Origin of the sequence: Roseovarius confluentis (assembly GCF_002917925.1) — a bacterium.
GTDB lineage: Bacteria > Pseudomonadota > Alphaproteobacteria > Rhodobacterales > Rhodobacteraceae > Roseovarius > Roseovarius confluentis.
Window position 1 is genome coordinate 538850 of sequence record NZ_PPFE01000001.1, and the last position, 26064, is coordinate 564913.

The following is a 26064-nucleotide window of genomic DNA, read 5'->3' on the forward strand; positions in this document are numbered from 1 at the left end:
CCGGCCCCGCCCCAGACGGGAGAGATACCATGACACGCTACAAGGTCTGGGACCCGGCCATCCGGGTCTTTCACTGGGCGCTGGCCGCCGGGTTCATCGCCAACGCCTTTCTGATCGACGACGACGCAAAGCTGCATGAATGGGTCGGCTATGGCGTCATGGCGCTGGTCGGGCTGCGCATCCTGTGGGGATTCATTGGCCCGCGCCATGCCCGGTTCGCCAGTTTCATTCCCGGCCCCGGCGGAGTGACACGGCAGATCACCGACATGGCCCTGCGCCGCCGGCGGACGCATCTGGGGCATTCACCGCTGGGCGCATTCATGATCGCCAATCTGCTTTTGTCGATGCTGGCGATCGGCGCGACCGGATACCTGATGACCACCAACGCCTTCTGGGGCGTCGAATGGGTCGAAGAGGCGCACGAGGCGTTCGTTCTCTGGGCCGAGCTTTCGGTGCTGGCCCATGTCGCGGCCGTTGTCCTGGAAAGTTTGCGCACCGGAGTCAACCTGCCCCGCGCGATGATAACAGGGTGCAAGACCGTGCCCGATGACGTTAAACTGGAGACATGAGCCCGCGCAGACACGACAAACCCGGCGCGCTCATCGCGCTGATCGCGGTGCAGAGCCTTTGCGCCGCGTTCTTCTTGTGGGACGTGGTGGTCGATCTTGCCCCCTGGGACCTGCGGGCGCTGAGCAACCTGCATATCGTGATCGAGGCGCTGGCCGCGCTGGCGCTGGTGTCGGCCATCGTGTTCGAGACACGCTATCTCGTGGCCCTGTTGCGGCGGCAGGCGCATCTCGAGTCGCAGGTTTCAATCGCCGCGGGCGCCATGGCGGAAATCATCGAGGCGCATTTCGACGAATGGGCCCTCACACCGGCGGAACGCGACGTGGCAATGTTCGCGATCAAGGGCTTTTCAGTGGCCGAAACAGCAAAGCTGCGCGGTGCCGCCGAAGGCACCGTGAAATCCCAGTTGAATGCGGTCTACCGCAAGGCCGAGGTGCCCGGGCGCGGCGCATTGCTGGGACTCTTGGTGGGCGACCTGCTCGATATGCCACTGGTGCCGCCAGAGACGCGCGCGGCCTCGTGATTTCCTTGCGCCGTTCGTGTGTCTTGCGGCATACCCGGCAGGCAAGCGGACGTGCGACAACGGGCAGGCGATAGTAAGCACATGACAAACAAGATCGCGGTTTTCCTTGCCCTGCTGATCATCGCGGGGCTTGGCTGGGATTATCTTTACAACGATATGAACGCGTCGTTCTTCCTTGCCCGCAAGACGGTCGACCTGATCGAGTGGCTGGCCTTCTGGCGCTAGGCCGCGCCGGTCAGGCCTTGAACCGGTCTTCCAGCGCCTCCTTGACGGCCGGCGTCACAAAGCGTGTCACGTCGCCGCCGTGGCGGGCGATCTCCTTGACCAGCTTGCTGGCGATGGCCTGGCGGCGGGCATCGGCCATCAGAAAGACCGTCTCGATCCGGTCGTCCATGGCACGGTTCATCCCGACCATCTGGAACTCGTATTCGAAATCCGCCACGGCGCGCAGACCGCGGATGATCACGCTGGCCCCCACGTCGCGGGCGCAGTCGATCAGCAGGTTTTCGAACGGATGTGCCACGATCTCGGTGCCGGTGGCGGCGCTGATGCCGATGCATTCGGCCTCGACCATGGCCACGCGCTCTTCCAGCGTGAAAAGCGGGCCCTTGTCGCGGTTGATCGCAACGCCGATGACCAGCCGGTCGACCAGGGTGGCGGCGCGCGCGATGATGTCGGTATGACCCAGGGTGATCGGATCGAAAGTACCGGGATAAAGTCCGATGCGCATGAGGTCTTCCTTCGTGTCGTGACGACCTGCAAGCAACTACAAACGTTGGAGGAATGCAAGCGACTGCGCCCATATGAGTATTTGTCGAACGATGAAACCCAAATGAGCGCCTGGGCTTCCGGCGTTTCGCAAAATCTCAATTCATGCCGGTCAGGATCAGTGGCCCATCACCATGCTTTCGAGCGCCGCCTTTTCCATCGACAACTCTTGCAGCCGCGCCTTGACCACGTCCCCGATGGTGACCATGCCCACCAGTTTCTGTTCGTCATCGACCACGGGCATATGGCGGAACCGTCCATCGGTCATGCGCACCAGTACCGTGTCGGCGCTGTCCTGCTTGGTGCAACAGACGGGTTTCGGCGTCATCAGGTCCGCGACCTTGTCGTTCAGACAGCCCGAGCCCGACGTGGCGAGGCCGCGCACGATGTCCCGCTCCGACAGGATGCCATCGGGCGAGGTGCCATCGGCCGACACGATCAGGCCGCCGATGCGGTGCTTGGCCAGCATCGCCGCCGCGTCGGATACCTGCGTATCGGGCGTCACGGTGATCAACTTGTCACTGTCTTTCGCTTTCAAAATCTGCTGGACGATCATCCGGACCCTCGTTCTTTGGCGTTCAATCGGACTGTCAGCGTCCCCCAGAACCGTTTTTCTGTCAAGCGCCGGCCTCCAGCCGGGCCACCTCGGCGCGAATGCCATCGCAAAGCGCGGTCGCGAAACGGTTCATGCGGTCCAGCCGCCGGTCGTCCTGATGCCGCACCAGGTAGAAGCTGCGCGTCAGGCTGATCTCGTCCGGCAGGACCTTGTCGAGGCGGCGAAAGAACGGCAGCGCGAAGTCGTGCACGATGCCGATGCCGCCGCCCTGCTGGATGCAATGGGCCTGCACCGATACCGAGTTCGAGGCCAGCGCGACCCGCTCCGCCCCGGTTTCGCCGAGATAGTCCAATTCCTTGTCGAAGATCATGTCGGGAATGTAGCCGACCATGCGATGCGCCGCGAGGTCGGCCAACGACGTGATATCCGGCGACTGGCGCAGGTACCAGCGCACCGCGGCAAGGTGCAGCTTGTAATCGGTGATCTTCTGCACGCTCAGGCGTCCCGCCGAGGGCGGACTGACCGCGATGACCATGTCCGCCTCGCGCCGGCTGAGGTTGAAGACCCGCGGCAGCGCCACGATCTGCAGGTCGAGGTCGGGATTGTCCTTGGCCATCTGCGCACAGACCTGCGGCAGGATGAAATTGGCGCAACCATCCGGCGCCCCGATACGGATCTGCCCCGAGAGGCCCCCCGCCTGCCCGGCCATTTCCTCGTCGGCATCCTGCATCGCCATCTCGGCACGCCCCACATGCCCCATCAGGCGCTGTCCCGCATCCGTCAGCGCATAGCCGCTGGGCGACTTGGCAAAAAGCGGCGCGCCGGTGTCGGCCTCCAGCCGGGCGATGCGGCGGCCCACCGTGGCGGGGTCGAGTTTCAGCGCCCGGCCCGCGGCGGACAGGCTTTCGGTGCGCGCCACCGCCAGGAATACCCGCAGATCGTCCCAGTTCGATACCATGTCCCTGCCCTCTGATCCGGTATGTTGCTTTGCATTCCTGCAAAGCCCTTTTGAAACATTGCCTCTTTTCCCGCTAAAAACGCAACGCTAACCTGCGCGCAAATCCGAGGAGTACCGACATGAAAGACCTGACGCATTATATCGACGGCGCGCGCGTGCCCGGCCAGTCGGGCCGTTTTTCCGACGTCTACAACCCGGCCACCGGCGAGGTTCAGGCCCGCTGCCCGCTGGCCAGCAAGGAAGAGTTCGACCAGGCCGTCGAGATCGCCGCCAAGGCGCAGCCCGCATGGGGCGCGACCAATCCGCAGCGCCGCGCACGGGTGATGATGGAATTCGTCCGCCTGCTGAACCGCGACATGGACAAGCTGGCCGAGGCGCTCAGCTCGGAACACGGCAAGACCTTCCCCGACGCCAAGGGCGACGTCCAGCGCGGGCTTGAGGTCGTGGAATACTGCATCGGCGCGCCGCAACTGCTGAAAGGCGAGTTCACCGACAGCGCCGGCCCCGGCATCGACATGTATTCGATGCGCCAGCCGCTGGGCGTGACGGGCGGCATCACGCCGTTCAACTTCCCGGCGATGATCCCGATGTGGATGTTCGCGCCGGCCCTGGCCTGCGGCAACGCCTTCATCCTCAAGCCCTCCGAGCGGGACCCTTCGGTGCCGATCATGCTGGCCGAACTGATGGAAGAGGCCGGATTGCCCAAGGGTCTGCTGCAAGTGGTCAACGGCGACAAGGAAGCCGTGGACGCGATGATCGACAACGAGACCGTGCAATCCATCGGCTTCGTCGGCTCGACCCCGATCGCCGAGTACATCTATGGCCGCGGCTGCTCCAACGGCAAGCGCGTGCAATGCTTCGGCGGGGCCAAGAACCACATGATCGTCATGCCCGACGCCGACATGGACCAAGCCGCCGACGCGCTCATTGGCGCGGGCTACGGCGCCGCCGGTGAACGCTGCATGGCCATCTCGGTCGCCGTGCCGGTGGGCGACGAAACCGCGGATCGCCTGATCGAAAAGCTGGTGCCCCGCATCGAGAAGCTGAAGGTCGGCCCCTACACCGCGGGCGATGACGTGGATTGCGGTCCCGTCGTGACCGCCGCCGCCAAGGAAAAGATCCTGGGCCTGATCGAAAGCGGCGTGGAGCAAGGCGCGGAGCTGGTCGTCGACGGGCGCGATTTCCAATTGCAAGGCTACGAGGACGGGTTCTTCGTCGGCCCGCACCTGTTCGACAAGGTAACGCCGGACATGGACATCTACCGGCAAGAGATTTTCGGCCCGGTCCTGTCGACCGTCCGCGCCGGCTCCTACGACGAGGCCCTTGGCCTTGCCATGGACCATGAAATGGGCAACGGCACGGCGATCTTCACCCGCGACGGCGACGCCGCGCGTGACTTCGCCAACCGGATCAACATCGGCATGGTGGGCGTCAACGTGCCCATCCCGGTGCCGCTCGCCTATCACACCTTCGGCGGCTGGAAGAAGTCGGCCTTTGGCGATCTCAACCAGCACGGCCCGGACGCTTTCAAGTTCTACACCCGCACCAAGACCGTCACGGCCCGCTGGCCGAGCGGCATCAAGGAAGGCGGCGAGTTCAACTTCAAGGCGATGGACTGATCCATCTGCCTTGGGCGATGATGACCGGGCCGCGCGGGACACCGTTGCGGCCCGGTTTCGTTCATGGAGGATAGACCGATGTGGCCCGACACGCGGCTTTGCGAGCTTCTGGGGATAGAGCATCCCATCATCCAGGCCCCGATGGCGGGCACCACCACCCCGGCCATGGTGGCGGCGGTGTCGAACGCGGGCGGGCTGGGCTCGCACGGCTGTGCGACGCTGTCACCGGAAAAGCTGACCGAGGATATGGAGGCGTTGGCGGGCGCCACGAACCGGTCGGTGAACCTGAATTTCTTCTGCCACGAACCCGAAGACATCACCGAGGACCATCACGTTGCACTGATCGAAGCCATGCGCCCCCATTACGAGGCGACCGGGGCGACCCTGCCGGAAGGCTTGCCGACCCCGTCGTTCCAGCCCTTCGGCGCAGCGCAGCTGGACTGCCTGTTGGCGCGGCCGCCGGCGGTGGTCAGCTTTCACTTCGGTCTGCCCGTGGTCGAGGCCGTGGCGGCGCTGAAGGACAAGGGCTGCAAGATCCTGTGTTCGGCCACCACCGTGGCCGAGGCCCGCTGGCTGGCCGACCGGGGCGTGGATGCGATCATCGCGCAAGGCTGGGAATCGGGCGGGCACCGGGGCCTGTTCCTCGAACTGGAGAACGATGCGCAGGTGGGACTTTTCTCACTGCTGCCGCAGGTCGTGGACGCAGTGGACGTGCCCGTGATCGCGGCCGGCGGCATCGCAGACGGGCGCGGCATTGCCGCCGCCTTTGCCCTCGGCGCATCGGGCGTGCAGATCGGCACCGCCTTCATCACGGCGGACGAGGCCACCAGAAAGCCCTATCACCCCGAGGCGGTGGAGATGGGCACCGATGAAAGCACGCGGGTCACGCGGGCGGGCTCGGGCCGCCCGGCGCGGGCGCACCGCACGAAATGGATCGACGCGATGGCGCAGGTGGACGCCGCGCCCTTCCCGCTGATGTACCATTACAGCCGCCCGCTGCTGGAGGCGGACGGCCCGGCACATCAGTTTTCCCTTTACGGGCAAAGCGCGGCCTTGGCGCCGTCGGGCGATGCCGGGGCGAGGCTGAAGGCACTGGTTGCCTCGGCCAAGGAGGCGATGAACGCCTGACAGGGCCCGACACCGCACCGGCGCGCAGCAAAAGCTTGCCAAACCGGCCCGATTCCTGCTGGTATTATCGCACAGGGAGGGCAGCCATGACCCCAGACGGCCCCGATTTCACCATCGGCATCGAGGAAGAATACCTGCTGGTGGACCGTGACAGCCTCGACCTGGCAGAGGCGCCGTCCGAGATGATGGATGCCTGCGCCGAGGAATTGCAGGATCAGGTCGCGCCCGAATTCCTGAAATGCCAGATCGAGATCGGCACCAAGGTCTGCAAGGACGTCTCCGAGGCGCGCGAGGATCTCAAGCGCCTGCGCAGTACCGTGTCGAAACACGCCGCCACGCACAATCTGGTGCCTATCGCCGCCTCCTGCCACCCGTTTTCCGACTGGCGCAACCAGCCGCACACCGACAAGGACCGCTACAACACGCTGAGCAACGACCTCGCAGGCGTCGTTCAACGGATGCTGATCTGCGGAATGCACGTCCATGTCGGCATCGAGGACCCCGACCGCCGCGTCGACCTGATGAACCAGTTGACCTATTTCCTGCCGCACATGCTGGCGCTGTCCACCTCGTCGCCCTTCTGGCAGGGGCATGACACCGGGCTGGACAGCTACCGCCTGACGGTGTTCGACAACCTGCCGCGCACCGGCCTGCCCCCGCGCATGGAAAGTTTCGCCGAATTCGAACGCTCGGTCGGGTCGCTGACCGATCTGGGCGTGATCGAGGATGCCAGCAAGATCTGGTGGGATCTGCGCCCGTCGTCAAAGTTTCCCACCATCGAGTCCCGGATCTGCGACGTGCAGCCCCGGCTGGAACACACGCTGATGCTGGCCGCGCTGACGCAATGCATCACGCGGATGCTGTGGCGGCTGGCCACGCGCAACCAGCGCTGGCGCATCTATGACCCTTTCCTGGTGAACGAAAACCGCTGGCGCGCGCAACGCTACGGCACACGCGAAGGGTTGATAGATTTCGGCCGCGGCGCGATCGTGCCCGTCGCGGAACTGGCCGAGGAACTGCTGGAACTGATCGAGGAAGACGCCCGCTATTTCGCCTGCATTACGGAGGTCGAGACCATGCGCGAGGTGATGCGCACCGGCACCTCCTCGACTCGCCAGCGCCGGGCCTTCGACACGGCAAAGGACGACGGCGCCGAACGGGACGCCGCCCTTCGCGCCGTCGTCAGCCACCTTGTCGAAGAATTTCACGCCGACCTGTGACCCGAATGCACGGATCGGCGCCTTATCGCCGGCCCGCCTCTTCAAACCTGCGTGAGGCGGCAAAATCGCGCGGGTTTTCCCTTAACCTTTCTGTCGATCCAGTTAAATAGAACGAAAATTCTCGTACACGGAGCAATCCAATGTCAAAGACACGCTTCACGCGCCGCGCCACGCTTCTGGGCGCCGCCGCCACCCTTGCCACCCCGTCCCTGCTGCTGGCGCAGGACAATTCGCCTTTGTCGTCTTCGGTCAAGCGCAACGCGTCGTCTTTCACCACCCGCGACTGGAACGACTATTTCGACAGCCTCGGCGCGGGCCGTATCGTCTGCGACATCAACAGCCGTGCCGTGCACCACTGGAACTCGGATGGCGTTTACTCGCTCTATCCGTCCTCCGTGCCGATGACCGACGAACTGACCCGCCGCGGCTATACCGAGATCGTGCGCAAGAAAGTCGGGCCCACCTGGACGCCGACCGAGAGCATGAAGGAGCGCGACCCAAGCCTGCCCGATTTCATGGATGCCGGACCGGGCAACCCTTTGGGCACCCACGCAATGTACCTTGCCTGGCCCGCTTACCTGATCCACGGTACGCATGATACGCGCAAGATCGGCCGCCGGTCGTCCTCGGGCTGCATCGGCCTGTACAACGAGCATATTGCCGAGCTGTTCGCCAAGACAGCCGTCGGCACGAAGGTGCTGGTGCTCTGATCGGGCCCTCCCATGATTAAACGCAAAGGCGCTGCACCCAAGGTGCGGCGCTTTTTTCTTTTTAGGGGTGCGGACTGCGCGGCACATCCCTCGGGCATCCGCACTTGTATCGGTGGCGCTGGTTCTTCAAGCTGAGTGCGGGCCGTCATCGCGGCTTGCGACGCCGCTGCGAAAAGGTTAATTAAACACACGTTCAATTACCCAACCGGGTACGACGAGGAGGACCCCGCGATGGATTTCGCGCTCAGCGAGGAACAGACCGCCATTTTCGACATGGCCCATGCCTTCGGACAGGACGCCATCGCGCCTCATGCCCGCGACTGGGAGACGCAGGGCACCATCCCGAAAGAGCTGTGGCCGCAGGTGGGCGAGCTGGGCTTCGGCGGGCTTTACGTCAGCGAAGAGTCCGGCGGCGCGGGCCTTTCCCGTCTCGACGCGACGCTGGTGTTCGAGGCGCTCAGCATGGCCTGTCCCTCCGTCGCCGCCTTCCTGTCGATCCACAACATGTGCGCCCGGATGATCGACAATTTCGCCAGCGACGCCTTCAAGGCCCGCGTCCTGCCCGACGTGATCCCGATGAAGACGGTGCTCTCCTACTGCCTGACCGAACCCGGCTCCGGCTCGGACGCCGCCGCGCTGAAAACCCGCGCCGCACGCACCAACGATGGCTACACGCTCAACGGCACCAAGGCGTTCATCTCCGGCGGCGGCTATTCTGATGCCTATGTCTGCATGGTCCGCACCGGCGAGGATGGGCCCAGGGGCATCTCCACCGTCTATGTCGAGGACGGCACGCCCGGCCTCTCTTTCGGCGGGCTGGAAGACAAGATGGGCTGGCGCAGCCAACCCACGGCTCAGGTGCAGTTTGACGATTGCACCATCCCAGCCGAGAACCTCGTGGGCGAAGAAGGCAAAGGGTTCAGCTATGCCATGGCCGGGCTTGACGGCGGCCGCCTCAACATTTCCGCCTGCTCATTGGGGGCTGCACAACAGGCGCTCGACATGACCAAGGCCTACATGCGCGAGCGCAAGGCCTTCGGGCAAAGCATCGACCAGTTCCAGGCCCTGCAATTCCGCCTCGCCGACCTGGAGATCGAGTTGCAAGCCGCCCGCGTCTTCCTGCGCCAGGCCGCGTGGAAGCTGGACACCAAGGCGCCCGACGCCACGAAATACTGCGCCATGGCCAAGAAATTCGTCACCGAAGCGGGCAGCCGGATCGTCAACCAGTGCCTGCAACTGCATGGCGGCTACGGCTACCTTGCCGATTACGGCATCGAGAAACTGGTCCGCGACCTGCGCGTGCACGAGATCCTCGAAGGCACCAACGAGATCATGCGCCTGATCGTGGCGCGGCACATGCTGGCGGAACAATGACCGACATCTCGATCCGAAAGACTGGCCGTGCGGGCCGCATCACCCTCACCCGCCCCAAGGCGCTCAACGCCATGTCCTACGACATGTGCCTGGCTATCGAGGCGGCGCTGGACGATTGGGCCTCCGATGACGATGTCGCGCTTGTGATCATCGACGCGGAGGGCGACAAGGCCTTCTGCGCGGGCGGCGACATCCAGCAGCTTTACGACACCGGACGCGCGGGTGATTTCGCCTATGGGCAGACCTTCTGGCGCGACGAATACCGCCTGAACGCCAAGGTTGCCGAATATCCCAAGCCCTATGTCGCCTTCATGCAGGGCTTCACCATGGGTGGCGGCGTCGGCATTTCCTGCCACGGGTCGCACCGGATCGTCTGCGACAGCAGCCAGATCGCCATGCCGGAATGCGGCATCGGCCTCGTGCCCGACGTCGGCGGCTCGCTGATCCTGGCAAACGCGCCGGGCCGGCTTGGTGAATATCTTGGCCTGACCACCTCCCGCATGGGACCTGCCGACGCGATTTATGCAGGGTTCGCCGACACCTTCATCCCGCAGGACGCGTGGCCTGCCCTCATCGAGCGGTTGGAAGAAACCGGCGATCCGGCCCAGATCGACACCGCCAGCGAGACGCCCCCGCAAGGCGCGATGCGCGAGCTTCAAGCGGATATCGACGCCCATTTCGCCGGCGAAGACCTGCAATCCATCGTCAATGCGCTCAAGGCGTCCGAAAGCGCGTTTGCCGCCGACGCGCTCAAGGCCATGGGCCGCAACTCGCCCCTCTCCATGGCGTGCGCCGTGGAAATCCTGCACCGCTTGCGCGGGCCCGCAGCCGATATCCGCCGCGCGCTGGAATTGGAGTACCGCTTCACCTTCCGCGCCATGGAACAAGGCGATTTTCTGGAAGGCATCCGCGCCGCCGTGATCGACAAGGACCGCAGCCCTAACTGGCAGCATGACCTGGAAAAACCGCCCACGATGGCGGCCACGCAGATGCTCTTGCCTTTGGGCGAGCACAAGATGACATTCAACGCCTGAAACAGGGGGGACTGACATGAAGATCGGATTTATCGGGCTGGGCAACATGGGCGCGCCGATGGCCGCGAACCTCGCCGCCGCCGGCCATGACGTGGCGGGCTTTGATACAGCGGGCACAACTGCCGAAGGCGTGTCCGTCGCCACCTCCGCCACCGACGCCGCGAGCGACGCGGACGTGGTCATCACCATGCTGCCCAATGGCCAGATCCTGCGCGCCGTCGCCGACCAGGTGATCCCGGCCATGAAACCCGGCGCGGTCCTGCTTGATTGCTCGACAGTCGACGTTGACAGCGCCCGCGCCGTGGCCGAGCAGGCCAACGCGGCGGGCCTCGGGGCGCTCGATGCGCCGGTCTCGGGCGGGATCGGCGGGGCGCAGGGCGGCACGCTGACCTTCATGGTGGGCGGAGACGAGAGCGCCTTTGCCACCGCCAAGCCGCTCTTCGACATCATGGGCCAGAAAGCCGTGCATTGCGGCCCCTCGGGCAACGGACAGGCCGCCAAGATCTGCAACAACATGATTTTGGGCGCCACGATGATCGTCACCTGCGAGGCCTTCGCGCTGGCCGACAAGCTGGGCCTTGACCGGCAGGCGATGTTCGACGTGGTCTCGACCTCCTCGGGCTCGTCGTGGTCGATGAACACCTATTGCCCGGCCCCCGGCATCGGTCCGCAATCGCCATCCGACAACGACTACAAGCCCGGCTTCGCCGCCGAACTGATGCTGAAGGACCTGACGCTGGCCATGCAGGCCGCCGAGACCGCAGATGCCGACACGCCGATCGGCCAGGCCGCCCGCGACCTCTATCGCCGTTTCGTCGAGGACGAAGACGGCAATGGCCGCGATTTCAGCGCGATGCTGCCCCGGTTCGAGAAACGCGGGCACGAAGGCTAAGCCGCCTCTTCCTCTGGCCAAAAATATCCCGGGGGAGCGCCGAAACCTCGTTTCGGTGCGACGGCAGCGCCCCTTTCGCCGGCCCGGCGCCTACGCTCTGGCCCAACCGGCACGAAACCGCCAGCGCACATGATCGTGAGGAACGCTCCCTCTGCACATGTGTTATCAGCCTAAGCAAAAGGAGAACGCCAATGTGGAAACCCATCCTGACCGCATCCGTCGTCGCCGTGTCTTTGGCCGGTCCCGTGGCGGCCAAGTCCAACTGCCCTCCCGGTCTTGCGAAAAAGGCCGTGCCTTGCGTGCCGCCGGGCCAGGCCAAGAAGCATTCCGGATATGACCGGGACCGCGATTACTATGACGGTTATCGCCGGGGGGACGTGATCCGCGGTGACTATATCGTCATCCGCGATCCGGGCCGCTACGGGCTGGACCCCTACGGTACGTATTACCGGGTCGGCGACCAGGTGCTTCGCGTCGACCGAGACACCCGGGAAGTGCTTGACCTTATCGGCGCAGCGGCCCGTATTCTGAATTAGGACCGTTGATCAAGCCCTTCAGAAGACTTGTTTTTACGGGCTGACCGATACGCTCGGTCGCCCGCTCACGCCGGTGACATACCCTTCGCACCGCGCCAGCCCCTCCGCCAGCAGAACCTGCCCATCAGTGCCCTGAGGCAGGTCGCGCCACGCTGCCACCCAGCCGTCGAAAAGCATATTTCCAGCCGTTTCCCCGTGAAATGCCTGCACACGCGCCCGCATTTCGTTGGCCCGGGCCCGCAAGTCGGCCTCGAATGCGGCATCGCCGTCGCCAACCTCCAGCACGGCATAAAGCCCACCGCAGAAACACGGCTCTTCTGCAAATCCACACTCCGGTCCGGTTTGCGCCCATGCCCCGCAGGGCAGCATCAGCCCAAGCAGGACACCAGCGGCAAGCCTCATTCAGCGGCGACCTTGCGGGCGGCCAGCATGTCCTTGAGGTAACGTCCGGTATGGCTGCGCTCGACCTCGGCCACATCCTCGGGCGTGCCCACGGCCACGATCTCGCCGCCGCCATCGCCGCCTTCGGGGCCGATATCGACGATCCAGTCAGCGGTTTTCACCACGTCCAGGTTGTGCTCGATCACCACGACCGTATTGCCGCTTTCTACAAGTTCATGAAGGACTTCCAAGAGTTTCTTCACGTCCTCGAAATGCAACCCCGTGGTCGGCTCGTCGAGGATATAAAGCGTCCGGCCCGTGGACCGCTTGGCCAGTTCCTTTGAAAGCTTCACGCGTTGCGCCTCGCCGCCTGACAACGTCGTCGCCTGCTGGCCCACCTTGATGTAGCCCAGGCCCACGCGCATCAGCGCATCCATCTTCTCGCGGATCGACGGCACCGCCTTGAAGAACTCCTGCGCGTCCTCGACCGTCATATCAAGAACGTCCGCTATGCTTTTGCCTTTCCATTGGATTTCCAGAGTCTCGCGATTGTAGCGCGCACCATTGCATGTCTCGCAGGTGACGTAGACGTCCGGCAGAAAGTGCATCTCGATCTTGATCACACCGTCACCCTGGCACGCCTCGCAGCGCCCGCCCTTGACGTTGAAGGAAAACCGCCCCGGCTTGTAGCCGCGCGCCTTGGCCTCGGGCAGACCGGCGAACCAGTCGCGGATCGGCGTGAACGCCCCGGTATAGGTGGCCGGGTTCGAGCGCGGCGTGCGCCCGATGGGCCTCTGGTCGATGTCGATAACCTTGTCGAGATGCTCCAGCCCCTTGATCGTTTCGCACGGCGCAGGAGTCTGCCGCGCCCCGTTCAGCCGCATCGAGGCCGTCTTGAACAGCGTCTCGATGGTCAGGGTGGACTTGCCCCCACCCGACACCCCGGTCACGCAGACGAACTTGCCCAGCGGAAACTCGGCATCCACGCCCTTCAGGTTGTTGCCCGTCGCCTTGACGATCTTGACCTGCTTTCCATTGCCCTTCCGCCGCTCGGCCGGAACGGCGATTTCGCGCACACCCGACAGGTATTGCCCGGTGATCGAATTCTTATCCGCCGCCACCGCCTCGGGCTTGCCGTGGCTGACAACGTCACCCCCATGCACGCCCGCCCCGGGGCCGATGTCGAAGACGTAGTCGGCGGTCCGAATGGCCTCTTCGTCATGTTCCACGACGATCACCGTATTGCCCTGGTCGCGCAGGTTCTGAAGCGTTTGCAGCAACCGTCCATTATCGCGTTGGTGCAGCCCGATCGAGGGTTCATCCAGCACGTACAGCACGCCGGTGAGACCGCTGCCGATCTGGCTGGCCAGCCGGATCCGCTGGCTTTCCCCGCCCGACAGCGTGCCGGCATTGCGGCTCAGCGTCAGGTATTCCAACCCCACGTTATTCAGGAACCCCAGCCGCTCGCGAATCTCCTTCAGGATCGCCCGCGCGATCTCGTTCTTCTGCGCGGTCAACGCCTCGGGCACCGTCTCGCACCAGTCGAACGCCTCGCGGATCGACATCTGCACCACCTGCCCGATATGGCGCAGGTCGTCGGGCTTGCCGATCTTCACCGCCAGCGCCTCTTCCCGCAGGCGATAGCCGCCGCAGGTGCCACAAGGACGATTGTTCTGGTAGCGCTCGAACTCTTCCCGGATCCAGCTGCTGTCGGTCTCGCGATAGCGCCGCTCCATGTTGGGGATCACGCCTTCGAACACGCGCGACACCTGGTACACCCGCCCGCCCTCGTCATAGCGGAACTGGATTTCCTCGTCGCCCGAGCCGTGCAGGAACACCTGTTTCACATGCGCTGGCAGGTCGCGCCAAGGCGTGTTCGCGTCGAACTCGTAATGCCGCGCGATGGCCTCGATGGTCTGCAGGAAATAGGGCGACTTGCCCTTCCGCCACGGGGCCAGCGCCCCGTCATATAATTTCAGCGCCGCGTCCGGCACCACCAGTTGCTCGTCAAAAAACAGCTCCATGCCCAACCCGTCGCAGTCCGGACAGGCCCCGAACGGCGCGTTGAACGAGAACAGCCGCGGCTCGATCTCGGGGATGGTGAAGCCACTGACCGGGCAGGCGAAGTTCTCGGAAAACGTCGTCCGCTCCGGCTCGCCTTCCTTCGGCGCCGTCTCGAAAATCGCGATCCCGTCGGCCAGGTCCAGCGCCGTGCGGAAACTGTCCGCCAGCCGCGTGCCGATCCCTTCCTTCACCACGATCCGGTCGACCACCACGTCGATGTCATGGCGGAACTTCTTGTCCAGCGTCGGCGGCTCGTCGAGGTCGTAGAACGTGCCGTCCACCTTCACCCGCTGAAAGCCCTGCTTGCGAAGCTCAAGGAATTCCTTGCGATACTCGCCCTTGCGGTCCCGCACGATCGGCGCCAGCAGGAAGGCGCGCGTGCCCTCCTCCATCGCCAGCACGCGGTCAACCATGTCCTGCACCTGCTGCGCCTCGATCGGCTTGCCGGTGGCCGGCGAATAGGGCGTGCCGACCCGTGCAAACAGCAGCCGCAGGTAGTCATAGATCTCCGTGACCGTGCCGACGGTCGAGCGGGGATTCTTGGACGTCGTCTTTTGTTCAATCGAAATCGCCGGGGAAAGACCGCTGATATGGTCCACGTCCGGCTTTTCCATCATGTCCAGGAACTGCCGCGCATAGGCCGACAGGCTTTCGACGTAGCGCCGCTGCCCCTCGGCATAGATCGTGTCAAAGGCCAGGCTCGACTTGCCCGACCCCGACAGGCCGGTGATCACCACAAGTTCGTTGCGCGGAATGTCCACGTCGATGTTCTTGAGGTTATGCTCGCGCGCGCCCCGTACTTCGATGTTCTTCAACTCGGCCATACTGCCCCCGGTGTCTCACCCGTTGACAGATAGTTTACGCCGCCAATTCTTCCAAGGGGAAAAACGGAACATAGCGCGAACACGGGTCACCCGCTGTCAGCAGCGCCTGCTTTATCCACAGTTTATTTTTGCGCCAGCGCCCAAGAACAGATCGGAAAGGCCGGATCATTGTCCAGATTGTCGCGCTCCGGGTCATATTCCGGCGGCCAGTCCTCGCCCAGGTTCCGCAGTCCGGCCAGCCGGTTGCCCCATTGCTCGGACCGGATCTTGTCCTCCGGGAACCCGGCCTCGATCAGCAGGTTCTTCAGCCCCCGCGCCGTCCAGCGCGAGCAATCCACCGGATCGCCGTGATAGGGGATGAAGAACGGCACCGCGACCCAGAAATACCCGCCGGGCCGCAGCATCTCCAAAACGTTTCGCGTCGCGGCATAGGGCCGGTCCAGATGCTCCCATACCTGGTTGGCCAGCACGATGTCGAACTGCCGCACGGTGCCCGCCTCGTCGGCATAGGGCCCCTTGCAGATGTCATAGGCCGGAAAGCGGAAGCGTTCATAGCTCTTGAACTCATAACGCCGGCCATGTTTGCCCGACACCTCGGCCGCCTTCATCTCGGAAAGGTTCATATCCTCGAACCATTTCCGGGAACTTTGATACATCACGATACGATTGAGGCTCGCCATTCCGCTACACTTTCACCGTCACCGACAAGCGCACCATCTCAGATGCGATCCGATGCGGAAAGCCCCGCACTGCTTCCTCTGGCCGAAAATATCCCGGGGGGGGTGGGGGACTGGTCCCCCACTGGCCTGCGTGGCCCGAACGCGATCCAAACCAGCGCGCCGCAGGCGCTCGTTTCAGTAATGCACCGCCCGCTCGTAAGCGTCCAGCACGCTTTCGTGCATCATCTCGCTGAGCGTCGGGTGCGGGAAGACCGTGTGCATCAGGTCTTCTTCCGTGGTCTCAAGTTGACGGCCCACGACATATCCCTGGATCAGCTCGGTGACTTCCGCGCCGACCATGTGCGCGCCCAAAAGCTCGCCGGTCTTGGCGTCGAAGATGGTCTTGATCATGCCCTCGGCCTCGCCCAGGGCAATGGCCTTTCCGTTGCCGATGAAGGGGAAGTTGCCGATCTTCACGTCGTATCCCGCCTCCTTGGCCTTGGCCTCGGTCAGGCCCACGCTGGCCACCTGCGGGTGGCAATAGGTGCAGCCGGCAATGCTGTCGGGGCGCACCGGGTGCGGGTGTCCGCCCGCGGCCAGTTCCGCCACCATCACGCCCTCGTGGCTGGCCTTGTGCGCCAGCCAGGGCGCGCCGGCCAGATCGCCGATGGCATAGACCCCCTCGACGCCGGTGCGGCAGTATTCGTCCACCACCACGTGCGTGCGGTCCACCTTGATCCCCAGTTCTTCCAGCCCGAGGTTCTCGGTATTGCCGACGATCCCTACGGCGGAAATCACCGTGTCGAACTCCAGCTTCTCGGTCTTGCCGCCTTTCTCCACGTGGGCGGTGACCTTGCCCTTGGCGCGGTCCAGCTGCTTGACCGTGGATTTCTCCATGATCTTCATGCCCTGCTTTTCGAACGCCTTTTTCGCGAATTTCGCGATCTCGGCATCTTCGACCGGCAGGATGCGGTCCATCACCTCGACCACGGTCGTCTCGGCACCCAGCGTGTTGTAGAAGCTGGCGAACTCGATCCCGATCGCGCCCGAGCCGATGACCAGCAGCTTCTTGGGCATCCGGGGCGGCTTCAGCGCGTGCTTGTAGGTCCACACGAGGTCGCCATCGGCCTCCAGCCCGGGCAGTTCCCGCGCCCGCGCACCGGTGGCCAGAACGATGGTCTTGGCGGTCAGCTCCTCGCTGCCTTTCTCGGTCTTGACCGAGACCTTGTCCTTACCCGTCAGCCTGGCCTCGCCCATGATCGTCGTGATCTTGTTCTTCTTCATCAGGTGGCCCACGCCCGAGGTCAGCTGCTTGGCCACGTCGCGCGACCGCTTGACCACCGCATCAAGATCGTAATCGATCTTCTCGGCCTTCAACCCGAATTCCTTGGCCCGGTGCATCAAGTGAAACACCTCGGACGAGCGCAGCATCGCCTTGGTCGGAATGCAGCCCCAGTTCAGGCATATCCCGCCCAGGTGCTCGCGCTCGACCACGGCCACCTTCAGGCCCAGCTGCGCGCCGCGGATTGCGGCCACATAGCCGCCCGGCCCTGCCCCGATTACGATCATGTCAAAGGATTGCGCGGCCATGCGATGCTCCGTTTCCCGGTCCGTTTCAAAATATAGTTTGATATTAAACTATCTTGCGGCCCACCACAACGCGGCAGAGCCTGCCCGCAACAAGATGCCACGGGCCAGCGCGGTTTGTCCATGTTTTCCAGGGTATCGCGTATGGAACGTCAGGCGGCGGCGTCAGCGTCCTGCAACTCGCGCACCACGCTGCCGTAACCGCCCTTTTTCATGAAGGCCTTCTCGGCGTCCGAACTCGTGCGGCCCAGCGCCTCGTTTCGGTGCGGGAAGCGGCCGAACCTGCGGATCACTTCGCGATGCGCGCGCGCATGCAACAGGTTGTCGTCGCCGCCTTCGGGCATCCGCTCGCAGATCAGGCGCACGCAACGATCCTGATCGCACAGGTTTTCCGAATGCATCAACGGAAGATAGAAGAACTGCCGCGCCGGTTCGTCGATACGCGTGTCCCAGCCCTTGTTGATCGCCGCCTTGGCCGCGGCCAGCCCGAACTTGTCGGTCGCAAAGGCCTGCGCGTCATCGCGGAACATGTTGCGCGGGAACTGGTCCATCAGGATGATATAGGCCAACGTCCCGTTGGGATAGGTCAGCCACAGCCCGTTGGTGCCGTCGCAGGCGCGGTGATAGGCATCGAGAAACCTGTCCCGCACGCTCTTGTCCAGTTTGTCGGACGCCTCGTACCAGCCCTTCGGCCCGACCTCGTCGAGCCAGAAACTCAATATATCTTCGGGCGCTGTCATCCTATCCTCCCGTAGTGGGCAGCACGCATATGTAACAGGTTAACGACATCCCCGGCCCCAGGGACAGTAAAGAATTGCAACAATGGCAACCTTTCGTGACATTCGCCTACCTGTGCCGTGCATATGTGCAGTCTCACGCGGCCTGTCCATCCACGTCGTTTTCCTCCGCCGCCTCCATGGCAACTTCCTGCGCATAGGTCACCGCCATGGGCGACGCGCTCGGCATGACGGCGGTATAGCTTTCGGTGTCGTCCGCCGAGGGTGCGGCCCTTTGCGTCATACGGTAGGCCGCATAGGCCGCCATCATCGTGCACAGGGTCGCGATGTGCAGGAAATACCCGCTGGGACCAATCACCCCCATGATCCACCCGGTGATGATGGGTCCGAACACCGCGCCCAGCCCGTTGATGAACACCATGCCCCCTGCTGCGGCCGCCATGTCGTCGGAGCCGAGAAAGTCGTTGGTGTAGGCAATGAGCAACGAATAGAGCGGGTTCGACATACCGCCCACGAGGAAGGCCGCCACCAGCAACAGCCAGAACACGCTGCCCAGCGCCATGCCGATCACCGCGCCAAGCGCCGCAATCGCCGCCGCGATCAGGATCAGCAACCGCCGGTCCATCCGGTCCGACAACCAGCCCAGCGGGTACTGCACCAGCATCGCGCCCACATAGAAGGTCGCGACGAAGGTCGAGATCTGCCCCACGGTCAGCCCAGCTTCGGCGCCGTAGACCGCCGCCATGCCGAACTGCGCCGCAAAGACCCCGCCCAAAAGGAACATGCCGACACAGCCCAGCGGAGAGATCTTCATGATCTCGCGCAGGGTCATCGGCTTGGTGGTGTCGAAGGCCGGTGTCGGGCTGATCGACAGCAGAATGGGCGCGAAGGACAATGAGATCAGCACCGACGGGATGATGAACAAAACAAAGCCGCCGGGATCGGCGGTCAGCATCAGCGCCTGCGCGCTGACGATGCCCACCATCTGCACGATCATGTACAGCGACAGCGCCTTGCCGCGATTGTCGTTCGTGGCAGCGTTGTTCAGCCAGCTTTCCGCCGTCACGTACACGCCGGAAAAGCAAAAGCCGATCAGAACGCGCCCCACGCCCCAGGCCCAGGGGTTGGCGAAGGCCGGATAAAGGATCATCACAGCCGAAATCATCGAGGCCAGAGCCGCAAAGACCCGCACGTGCCCCACCCGCCGGATCATGTCCGGCGCCTTGCGCGACCCGAACAGGAAGCCCAGGAAATAGCCCGACATCACCAGCGACATTTCCAGCGTGGAAAAGCCTTCCATCTGGCCGCGCACACCCAGAAGCGTGCCTTGCATGCCGTTGCCGACCTGCAAGAGCATCATGCCCAGGAGCAGGGCCCAGGCGCTGGAAAGAACGGAAAACATGCGGATGCTCCAATAACTTTGTGCCCGTCTAGCGGGGCGTTACACAACGGGTCTGCCTCAATCGCGACTCGATCCGTCGCTGATGCAGGCCTTGCCAGTGTTTTCCGGAGGTTTCAACAGCGCCCGCGCCGACCGACGACGCCCCTGCGCGAAACCCCGCGCGGCGGCGCGTCCCGGCCGGGTTTTCAGCTGGCGGGCGGGTCGTCGGGGTCGCGCGTGCCACGGTCCGAGGCGGATCCTCCGGCCTGAGCGTCGGCAAGTGTCGCGCGTTCCAGCTCTTCCTTCGACATGCCTGTAAGCACGCGAAACACCCATAGCTTGACCGGCTCGCGCTTGAGGGCAAGGTTGGCGGCAAAGACGATGGATGCACAGACAAGCCCCGCGATCACGTAGTTCAGGATCAACAGCGCCGCGCTGGTAATCAACCCCACCCACATGACGCGGCTGACGAATCCCGGCACCTTGTTGAGTTTCATTCTGTCCTCCTCCCGTCCTGCGGCACCAGCAGAGACGAATCCCCGTAGGAGAAGAATCGATACTCATTCTGGATCGCGTAAGTGTATATATCCTTAATCCGGCCCGGCCCCATCAGGGCGCTGACCAGCATCATCAGCGTGCTTTTGGGCAGGTGGAAATTTGTCATCAGCGCATCGGTGACCTGAAACTCGAAACCGGGATAGATGAAGATATCGGTCTCGCCCCGCCAGGGCGCGATCGTCCCATTGCGGGCGGCGCTCTCGATCAGGCGCAGCGCCGTGGTACCGACGGGAATGACCCGCCCGCCCTCCGCTCTGGTGGCGGCAATTTCGGCGGCAGCGGCCTCGCTGACCTCGCCCCACTCGGCATGCATGCGGTGGGTCGTCACATCCTCGACCTTGACCGGCAAAAAGGTTCCCGCGCCGACATGCAGGGTGACTTCGGTGAACGCCACACCCTGCGCTGCCAGCCCGGCCAGAAGGTCATCGTCGAAATGCAGGCTTGCGGTGGGGGCCGCCACCGCGCCGGTCTCCTTGGCGAAGACGGTCTGATAATCGTCCCGGTCGCGGTCATCGGCGGCGCGCTTGCTGGCGATGTAGGGCGGCAACGGCATCGCGCCCGCCGCGTTCAGGGCCACGTCGAAATCGTCGCCGGACAGGTTGAAGCGCAGCACGCCCTGCCCGTCCTCCTTGTCCAGCAGCGTCGCCTGCAACCCCGCGTCGAACCGCACGGTCTCGCCGATCCGCAGCTTCTTGAGCGGCTTGATCATGGCCTGCCAGTCACCCTCGGGCGTGGCGTCCAACAGCGTCACCTCGATCCGCGCCTCGGTGTTTCCCTGGGCACTCTCGCGCCGCCGCACTCCGGACAGCCGCGCCGGGATGACCTTGGTGTTGTTCAGGATCAACCGGTCGCCGGGCCGAAGGTACTGACCGAGGTCATAGACCCGCGCATCGGTGATCCTGTCCCCCTGCGCCACCAGCAACCGCGCCGACGGTCTCGGCCTTGCGGGCCGGGTCGCAATCAGCGCCTCGGGCAGGTCGAAATCGAAATCCGACAGCTTCATCGGCCGTTTTCGCGATTGTCGAAGTCGCGCACGCGCGAGTTGCTCTGCGGTGCTTGCGACTGTGGCCTGCCTTCGTTCACCGGACCGCCCTGCGCGGGCCGCGTCGATTGCGGCAGGCTCGGTGCGGGACGGCGGAACAACTCGCGGAACATGCCCGGCGTGAAGGCCGACAGCGGGTTCACGCTGACCCGCGGGCTGCGGGCCGGCCCCTTGAGCGTGTAGTTGAAGCCGAACAGCCCCTCGCCCCGCCGGGTAAAGAGCCCGCCCACGGCATTCACCACGTAGACCGGGGAAATCACGCCCTGCATGTCCATCTGCCCGCTTTCCAAGAAGTAATACCCGTCCATCGTGATGCCCATTGCCGCGCCCACCGCGCTGCTCGAATACAGGGTGACGCGATCGGGCGAAAGCTGGAACCGCGCTTCGAGCAGCTCGAAATGGATGCCGTCTCCGCCCAGCTGCTCAAGCAAGCCCACCACCGTCAGCGCGTTCAGCAGGGCCGCCATCGACGGCGCGTCCTTGAGGCGCATCGCGCCCTTGGCCGTCAGCTTGCCCTCGTAGATGCCCGGCCCCTTGCCCGGCACCAGCGTCACGTCCAGCTTGCCGTTGCGGGCACCCTTGACCAGCCCCGCCGATACCAGCACGCCTGCCGCATCTTCGGCCTGGATACGAAAGGCGCTGCGCCCACCTTGCGGGATGACCCGCCCGGTGATCTGCGCCAGGCCATTGACCCTGCCAGTGAAACTGCCATCCGCGCCGCGCGACATGTCCAGCTCGGCGCGGAAATCCGTCAGAGCGATCCCGTCCGAAATCTGCAACCGGTCCAGCGCCAGCGACACCGGACCGCCGCGCCGCGCCCGCTGCTGTCCGCCGCCGCCATCGCCGCCCAGCGAAGTCTGGCGCAGGTCCACGGAGCCGCCCAGCACGCGCACCGCCGGGGTCACGCCCGCCCCGCGCCCGACCAGTTCCACCGGGGCGCTCAGCCAGTTCCCGACCTGAACCTGCGAAAACGAGGCCCGGTCAAGCTGTCCGCTGTCGCGCAAGGTGACGGCACCTCGGGCGTTCAGCCCCGCGGCCGAAATCTCCAGCCGGTCGATAGAGGGCGGCTCCCCCAGCCGCCCCGATGCCTCCAGCCGACCAGTGCCGCCCTGCGATACCGCCCAGTCAAGCTGCGGCACGCGCAATCCGACCCCGGCCAGCGTCGAGCTTAGCCGGAACACCCCTGGCGCGCCCTTTTCAAAGTCGATCTCCATATCGGCCCGGCCCGCCCCCGTCAAGCTGCCCGGTGGCAGGCCGATGCCGAACTCCTCGGCGAACCGCTCCGACAGTTCGATCCAGCCGCGCACGGTGCTGGTGTTCGCGCCCGGGCTGATGTCGGTCTCGAATCGACCGTCGAACGGCACCTGCCCGATGCGTCCCGCGCCCGCGACACTCAGCATGTCGTCGGCCAGCGCCACCTCCAGCGCCGATGCGGACAGCACCCGTCCGGGCACCAGCACCTCGCTGCGCACATCGCGCAGCGTGCCGGCGATGTCGAACTCCACGTCCTCGACCGTCAGCTTGTCCAGCAGGCGCAGGTCGAGCACACCCTGCAGCTCCGCCATACCGTCGGCCAATGTGACCTCGCGCCCCGCCTTGGTCAGGAACTCCAGCGGCGGCTCGTCCAGCAGCGACAAGGCGGCGGTGATCGTGCTCCGCGTGCGCAGATTGACCTGCGCGGGCGTCCGTTTCACCGTCACGTCGGGGATGTCGAAACTGGTGCCGGTGATATCGACCCGGCCGCCCTGTGGCGCGGTCACATATCCCCCCAGCGCCGACACCACGAAACGGTTGTCCATCAGCGACGCGTGCCCATGCGCGTTCTCGATCACCGGGAAATTCTTGATGAACTGAGTGCTGAACTTCTCGAAATCGAAACCCAGGAAAAAATCCGGGCTGCGCTTGGGCAGCGAGCGCAGGGCAAGCTGAATGTTCTTCAGTTCAGCCGCGCGGACATTCTTGGTGATCCAATCGCGGGTCTTTTCCTCCAGCCGCTCGGGCCAAAGCTGCATCAGGCGGTCCGGGTCGATCCGGTCCATGTGACCGTCCAGCGTCACATCCCAGCCGTCGGGCTCGGCCCGCGCCTCGCCATTGAAACGCAGAACACCGTTCTGATCGCTGAGACTCAGTTCACCAAGCGTCAGCACGAACGGATCCAGTTGCAGGCGCATGTCCATCCGCGCGGCATTCAGCGAGATCGCCTCGGCGTACAGGTCCATCGGGTTGGCCTCCACCTCGTCCAGACCGACCTGCAGCAGGATTTCGCTGGGCCAGCCGTTTTCCATGCCAACCAGGTAGGCATGGCCCGTGGCGCTGGTCTTGACCCACTTGCTGTCGATGGACAGTTCGTTGAACCGAATCCTGTGCTCGGCCGGATCATAGGTGAAGTAACTGCGCACCGAAGAAAACGCGATGGGCGCGGTCGCCGCGTTCGGCTTCACCGCGCCCGCGCCGATCTGAAGCGTGGCGCTGAGCGGGCCAAGCTTGCCTTCCGCGTCCACCGACGCCCGCAACGCGCCGGAAATCGGCGCATCTATCGCGTCGAGCCAGGCAAGCGCGGGCGACTGCCCTGCCACGTCGCGGGCCGGCATGTCCTCGAAACTCAGGCCAACCTCGGACTCGGCGTTGCCCAGTCGGCCGGTATAGTTCAACGCCAGCGTGGTGGCGTAATCCCGTGCGCCGATCAGGGCGAAATCCCCACGCAGGCGGATGTCGTCGCCTTCGCGCGTGACATCCAGCCGGCCGCCATCGGCGGTCCAGGCCCGCTCGGTGCGCTCGTCCTCGTAGCGCAGCGAGACGTTCGTGGCCTCGATCCGCGCCAGCTTGTGAAAGGCCGGGCGGTTCAGGACGTCGTCCAGCCGTTCGGCCAGTCCGGCCACGGTCACCGGTTCCCGTTCAGCCGCAGCGGCATCACCCAGCGTCATGCCCACTTCGCCACTGTCATCGCGGCGAAAGGTAAGCTGCGCCCCCGACAGATGCACGGCACTTGGCTGCAACTGGCCCTGCAGTAGGGCCTGCAGATCGACCGTGCCCTGCACGTCCGACAGGCTGGCAATGGGCAGGCCGGTCTCGTCGCGCACCATCACATCCTGCAACGACAGGCGCGGCACCCAGCCTTTCTCGACCACCACGGCCATGTCGCCGAAATGCAGCGATATGCCATCGACGGCCGCGTTGACTTCGCGCGTCACGCGCTCGCGCACCCATTCCGGAGCCGACACCCGCGTGCCGATCATCGCCATGACCGCAACGCTCAGGCCCAGGCACAGCACAAGGATCAGTCCGGCACTCCAGAGACCGAACCGTTTGAGGCGTTTGCCACGTGGTTTCTTCTGCGTTGCGTCGCTCATTTTCCCGTTGCCGCGCGTTGACCGCGCTTTTGCCTGCTCCCACGTCTTTATTCTTGCCGCTCACGCGTTAATTTGAAACTCACTTTTTACTCATTGGAGAATCCGCATGCTCGAGACCGGTCAACCGGCCCCCGATTTTGCCCTGCCGCGCGACGGCGGCGACCTTGTCACCCTGTCCGATCAGCGCCCGGCGCCGGTGGTCCTGTATTTCTACCCCAAGGACGACACGCCCGGCTGCACCAAGGAGGCCATTGCCTTCACCGGCCTCGTTGAAGAGTTCGACGCGGTCGGCGCAAAGATCTTCGGCATTTCCAAGGATACCGTGGCCAAGCACGACAAGTTCCGCGACAAGCATGAGCTGGGCATTCCCCTTCTGTCTGACGCTGATACGCATGTGTGCGAGGATTACGGCGTCTGGAAGGAAAAAAAGATGTACGGCAAGACCTTCATGGGGATCGAGCGCACGACCGTGCTGATCGACCAGGACGGCATGATCGCCCGGATCTGGCCCAAGGTGAAGGTCGACGGCCACGCCGAGGAGGTGCTGGACGCGGTGCGCGCGCTTTGACATCCCAAAGCCTTGCCGCAATGGCCGTCGAGGTGCTGTCCACCGCCGACGGGCGCGAAAAGACCGCGCTGTCGCGACGCCATGCTGAAACCTGGTTCGCCGCCCGCGCGGCCGGACAGGATTTGCCGGTGGGTCACGCCACGCCGCCGCCAAGGCCCGCGCGTCCCGACTTGCCCCGCCTGCTGGACCCGCGCGACGTGCCGCGCCGCCGCCCGGGCACCGCGCCTGGCCGGCTGGCGATTCTTCACGCGGTGGCCCATATCGAACTCAATGCCGTCGACCTGCACTGGGACATCGTCGCGCGCTTCACCGACACGAAGATGCCGCTCGGGTTCTACGACGACTGGGTCAAATCGGCTGACGAGGAATCCAAGCATTTCAACCTGGTATGTGACTGCCTGGAGGCGAAGGGCAGCCACTACGGCGCACTCGACGCCCATGCCGGCATGTGGCGCGCCGCCGAGGATACTGCAGAGGATGTCATGGGCCGCCTCGCCGTCGTGCCCATGGTGCTCGAGGCGCGCGGTCTCGACGTGACGCCGGGCATGATCGACCTGTTCGAGACCGCCGGCGAGGACCGGACGGTCGAGGCGCTGAAGGTGATCTACGCCGAGGAAGTGGGGCACGTCGCCTATGGCTCCAAGTGGTTTCACTTCCTCTGCGGCCGGCACGAGATGGACCCCAAGGACGCCTTCCACGACCTTGTCCGCCGCTATTTCCACGGGGGCCTGAAGCCGCCCTTCAACGAGGAAAAACGCGCCGAAGCGGGCCTTCCCCCCGACTTTTACTGGCCCTTGGCAGAGCGCAAAACCGGGGCTTGATAGCGCATTCATGCCATCAAGCCCTTAAGAATCGGCAATTTTCTGCCAATTCCGGGCCAAATCGCCGATCGGCCCGCGATGGGTGGTCAAAATCCTTGCCCAATAGTGAAGGCCTGTGTACCCAACCCCGGACGATGCCACCGGACCATCCGGCCTAGAATGGACACTGTCGCACCCCAGAACGTGGCACAGGTTTGAGCATCGACA

At 64.4% G+C, this 26064-nt stretch carries 25 protein-coding genes; 13 read left to right on the forward strand and 12 right to left on the reverse strand.

The annotated features are described in order from the left end of the window. Nucleotides 1-29: 29 nt before the first annotated feature. The 3 genes from C2I35_RS02570 to C2I35_RS02580 all read left to right on the forward strand — a co-directional run bounded on the left by C2I35_RS02570 (nucleotide 30) and on the right by C2I35_RS02580 (nucleotide 1315). Entirely contained in the window at nucleotides 30-569 is a 540-nt protein-coding gene (locus C2I35_RS02570) for a cytochrome b/b6 domain-containing protein (RefSeq protein WP_103761439.1), read from the forward strand. After that, nucleotides 566-1090, forward strand: a complete 525-nt coding sequence (locus C2I35_RS02575) for a helix-turn-helix transcriptional regulator (protein WP_103761440.1) — start codon at nucleotides 566-568, stop codon at nucleotides 1088-1090. Before C2I35_RS02570 ends, C2I35_RS02575 begins: the two co-directional genes overlap by 4 nt. Nucleotides 1091-1171: 81 nt before the next feature. Next, nucleotides 1172-1315, forward strand: coding sequence for a glyceraldehyde-3-phosphate dehydrogenase (locus tag C2I35_RS02580; RefSeq protein ID WP_103761441.1), 144 nt, complete (start codon nucleotides 1172-1174; stop codon nucleotides 1313-1315). A gap of 10 nt (nucleotides 1316-1325) precedes the next feature. Here C2I35_RS02580 and coaD read toward each other — a convergent pair whose 3' ends face one another. The 3 genes from coaD to C2I35_RS02595 all read right to left on the reverse strand — a co-directional run bounded on the left by coaD (nucleotide 1326) and on the right by C2I35_RS02595 (nucleotide 3372). Beyond that, nucleotides 1326-1820: a pantetheine-phosphate adenylyltransferase gene (gene coaD, locus C2I35_RS02585; protein ID WP_103761876.1), complete on the reverse strand. Its 495-nt coding sequence runs from the start codon at nucleotides 1818-1820 to the stop codon at nucleotides 1326-1328. Between the two features lie 156 nt (nucleotides 1821-1976). Continuing rightward, nucleotides 1977-2414 (reverse strand): CBS domain-containing protein, encoded by a 438-nt coding sequence (locus C2I35_RS02590; protein ID WP_103761442.1) that lies wholly within the window; start codon nucleotides 2412-2414, stop codon nucleotides 1977-1979. Nucleotides 2415-2475: 61 nt separating this feature from the next. Next, on the reverse strand, nucleotides 2476-3372 hold the full coding sequence (locus tag C2I35_RS02595; protein ID WP_103761443.1) for a LysR family transcriptional regulator: 897 nt from the start codon (nucleotides 3370-3372) through the stop codon (nucleotides 2476-2478). A gap of 119 nt (nucleotides 3373-3491) precedes the next feature. On the opposite strand from C2I35_RS02595, the gene C2I35_RS02600 reads away from it, so the two are divergent. The 8 genes from C2I35_RS02600 (at nucleotide 3492) to C2I35_RS02635 (ending at nucleotide 11885) form a co-directional block, all read left to right on the forward strand. Beyond that, complete coding sequence (locus C2I35_RS02600; protein WP_103761444.1) at nucleotides 3492-4991, forward strand: CoA-acylating methylmalonate-semialdehyde dehydrogenase; 1500 nt, start codon at nucleotides 3492-3494, stop codon at nucleotides 4989-4991. Between the two features lie 63 nt (nucleotides 4992-5054). After that, nucleotides 5055-6119 carry an NAD(P)H-dependent flavin oxidoreductase gene (locus C2I35_RS02605; RefSeq protein ID WP_103761445.1) on the forward strand — a complete coding sequence of 355 codons (1065 nt, stop codon included), beginning with the start codon at nucleotides 5055-5057 and terminating at the stop codon, nucleotides 6117-6119. A gap of 86 nt (nucleotides 6120-6205) precedes the next feature. Continuing rightward, a complete protein-coding gene (locus tag C2I35_RS02610) occupies nucleotides 6206-7339 on the forward strand; it encodes a carboxylate-amine ligase (RefSeq protein WP_103761446.1) in 1134 nt (377 codons plus the stop codon). A gap of 140 nt (nucleotides 7340-7479) precedes the next feature. Beyond that, nucleotides 7480-8049, forward strand: coding sequence for a L,D-transpeptidase (locus tag C2I35_RS02615; RefSeq protein ID WP_103761447.1), 570 nt, complete (start codon nucleotides 7480-7482; stop codon nucleotides 8047-8049). A gap of 231 nt (nucleotides 8050-8280) precedes the next feature. Further along, the gene (locus C2I35_RS02620) at nucleotides 8281-9423 is read left to right on the forward strand and encodes an acyl-CoA dehydrogenase family protein (RefSeq protein WP_103761448.1); all 1143 of its coding nucleotides are present in this window, start codon (nucleotides 8281-8283) and stop codon (nucleotides 9421-9423) included. Continuing rightward, nucleotides 9420-10457 carry an enoyl-CoA hydratase/isomerase family protein gene (locus C2I35_RS02625; RefSeq protein WP_103761449.1) on the forward strand — a complete coding sequence of 346 codons (1038 nt, stop codon included), beginning with the start codon at nucleotides 9420-9422 and terminating at the stop codon, nucleotides 10455-10457. The genes C2I35_RS02620 and C2I35_RS02625 overlap by 4 nt, the downstream gene beginning before the upstream one ends. Nucleotides 10458-10473: 16 nt before the next feature. Continuing rightward, a complete protein-coding gene (gene mmsB, locus C2I35_RS02630; protein WP_103761450.1) occupies nucleotides 10474-11349 on the forward strand; it encodes a 3-hydroxyisobutyrate dehydrogenase in 876 nt (291 codons plus the stop codon). A gap of 191 nt (nucleotides 11350-11540) precedes the next feature. Continuing rightward, complete coding sequence (locus tag C2I35_RS02635; RefSeq protein ID WP_103761451.1) at nucleotides 11541-11885, forward strand: excinuclease ABC subunit A; 345 nt, start codon at nucleotides 11541-11543, stop codon at nucleotides 11883-11885. 33 nt (nucleotides 11886-11918) lie between these two features. Here the strand turns inward: C2I35_RS02635 and C2I35_RS02640 are convergent, their stop codons facing one another. From C2I35_RS02640 to C2I35_RS02680, 9 genes are all read right to left on the reverse strand, one after another. Further along, on the reverse strand, nucleotides 11919-12287 hold the full coding sequence (locus C2I35_RS02640) for a hypothetical protein (RefSeq protein WP_103761452.1): 369 nt from the start codon (nucleotides 12285-12287) through the stop codon (nucleotides 11919-11921). Further along, entirely contained in the window at nucleotides 12284-15154 is a 2871-nt protein-coding gene (uvrA, locus tag C2I35_RS02645; RefSeq protein ID WP_103761453.1) for an excinuclease ABC subunit UvrA, read from the reverse strand. Before uvrA ends, C2I35_RS02640 begins: the two co-directional genes overlap by 4 nt. Before the next feature lie 122 nt (nucleotides 15155-15276). Further along, a complete protein-coding gene (locus tag C2I35_RS02650; RefSeq protein WP_103761454.1) occupies nucleotides 15277-15834 on the reverse strand; it encodes a class I SAM-dependent methyltransferase in 558 nt (185 codons plus the stop codon). 174 nt (nucleotides 15835-16008) lie between these two features. Further along, nucleotides 16009-17403, reverse strand: coding sequence for a dihydrolipoyl dehydrogenase (gene lpdA, locus C2I35_RS02655; RefSeq protein WP_103761455.1), 1395 nt, complete (start codon nucleotides 17401-17403; stop codon nucleotides 16009-16011). 149 nt (nucleotides 17404-17552) lie between these two features. Continuing rightward, the gene (locus tag C2I35_RS02660; protein ID WP_103761456.1) at nucleotides 17553-18140 is read right to left on the reverse strand and encodes a DUF924 family protein; all 588 of its coding nucleotides are present in this window, start codon (nucleotides 18138-18140) and stop codon (nucleotides 17553-17555) included. A 133-nt stretch (nucleotides 18141-18273) separates the two neighbouring features. Beyond that, nucleotides 18274-19539 carry an MFS transporter gene (locus C2I35_RS02665; RefSeq protein WP_103761457.1) on the reverse strand — a complete coding sequence of 422 codons (1266 nt, stop codon included), beginning with the start codon at nucleotides 19537-19539 and terminating at the stop codon, nucleotides 18274-18276. A gap of 185 nt (nucleotides 19540-19724) precedes the next feature. Beyond that, nucleotides 19725-20015 (reverse strand): hypothetical protein, encoded by a 291-nt coding sequence (locus C2I35_RS02670; RefSeq protein WP_103761458.1) that lies wholly within the window; start codon nucleotides 20013-20015, stop codon nucleotides 19725-19727. Next, nucleotides 20012-21079 carry a tRNA preQ1(34) S-adenosylmethionine ribosyltransferase-isomerase QueA gene (gene queA / locus C2I35_RS02675; RefSeq protein ID WP_103761459.1) on the reverse strand — a complete coding sequence of 356 codons (1068 nt, stop codon included), beginning with the start codon at nucleotides 21077-21079 and terminating at the stop codon, nucleotides 20012-20014. Before queA ends, C2I35_RS02670 begins: the two co-directional genes overlap by 4 nt. Beyond that, nucleotides 21076-24468 (reverse strand): YhdP family protein, encoded by a 3393-nt coding sequence (locus C2I35_RS02680; protein WP_103761460.1) that lies wholly within the window; start codon nucleotides 24466-24468, stop codon nucleotides 21076-21078. The genes queA and C2I35_RS02680 overlap by 4 nt, the downstream gene beginning before the upstream one ends. A gap of 106 nt (nucleotides 24469-24574) precedes the next feature. Between C2I35_RS02680 and bcp the strand changes: the two genes are divergently transcribed. Together bcp and C2I35_RS02690 are read left to right on the forward strand one after the other, a co-directional pair. Then, a complete protein-coding gene (bcp, locus tag C2I35_RS02685) occupies nucleotides 24575-25036 on the forward strand; it encodes a thioredoxin-dependent thiol peroxidase (protein ID WP_103761461.1) in 462 nt (153 codons plus the stop codon). Between the two features lie 20 nt (nucleotides 25037-25056). Further along, complete coding sequence (locus C2I35_RS02690; protein ID WP_103761462.1) at nucleotides 25057-25857, forward strand: ferritin-like domain-containing protein; 801 nt, start codon at nucleotides 25057-25059, stop codon at nucleotides 25855-25857. Nucleotides 25858-26064: the final 207 nt, after the last annotated feature.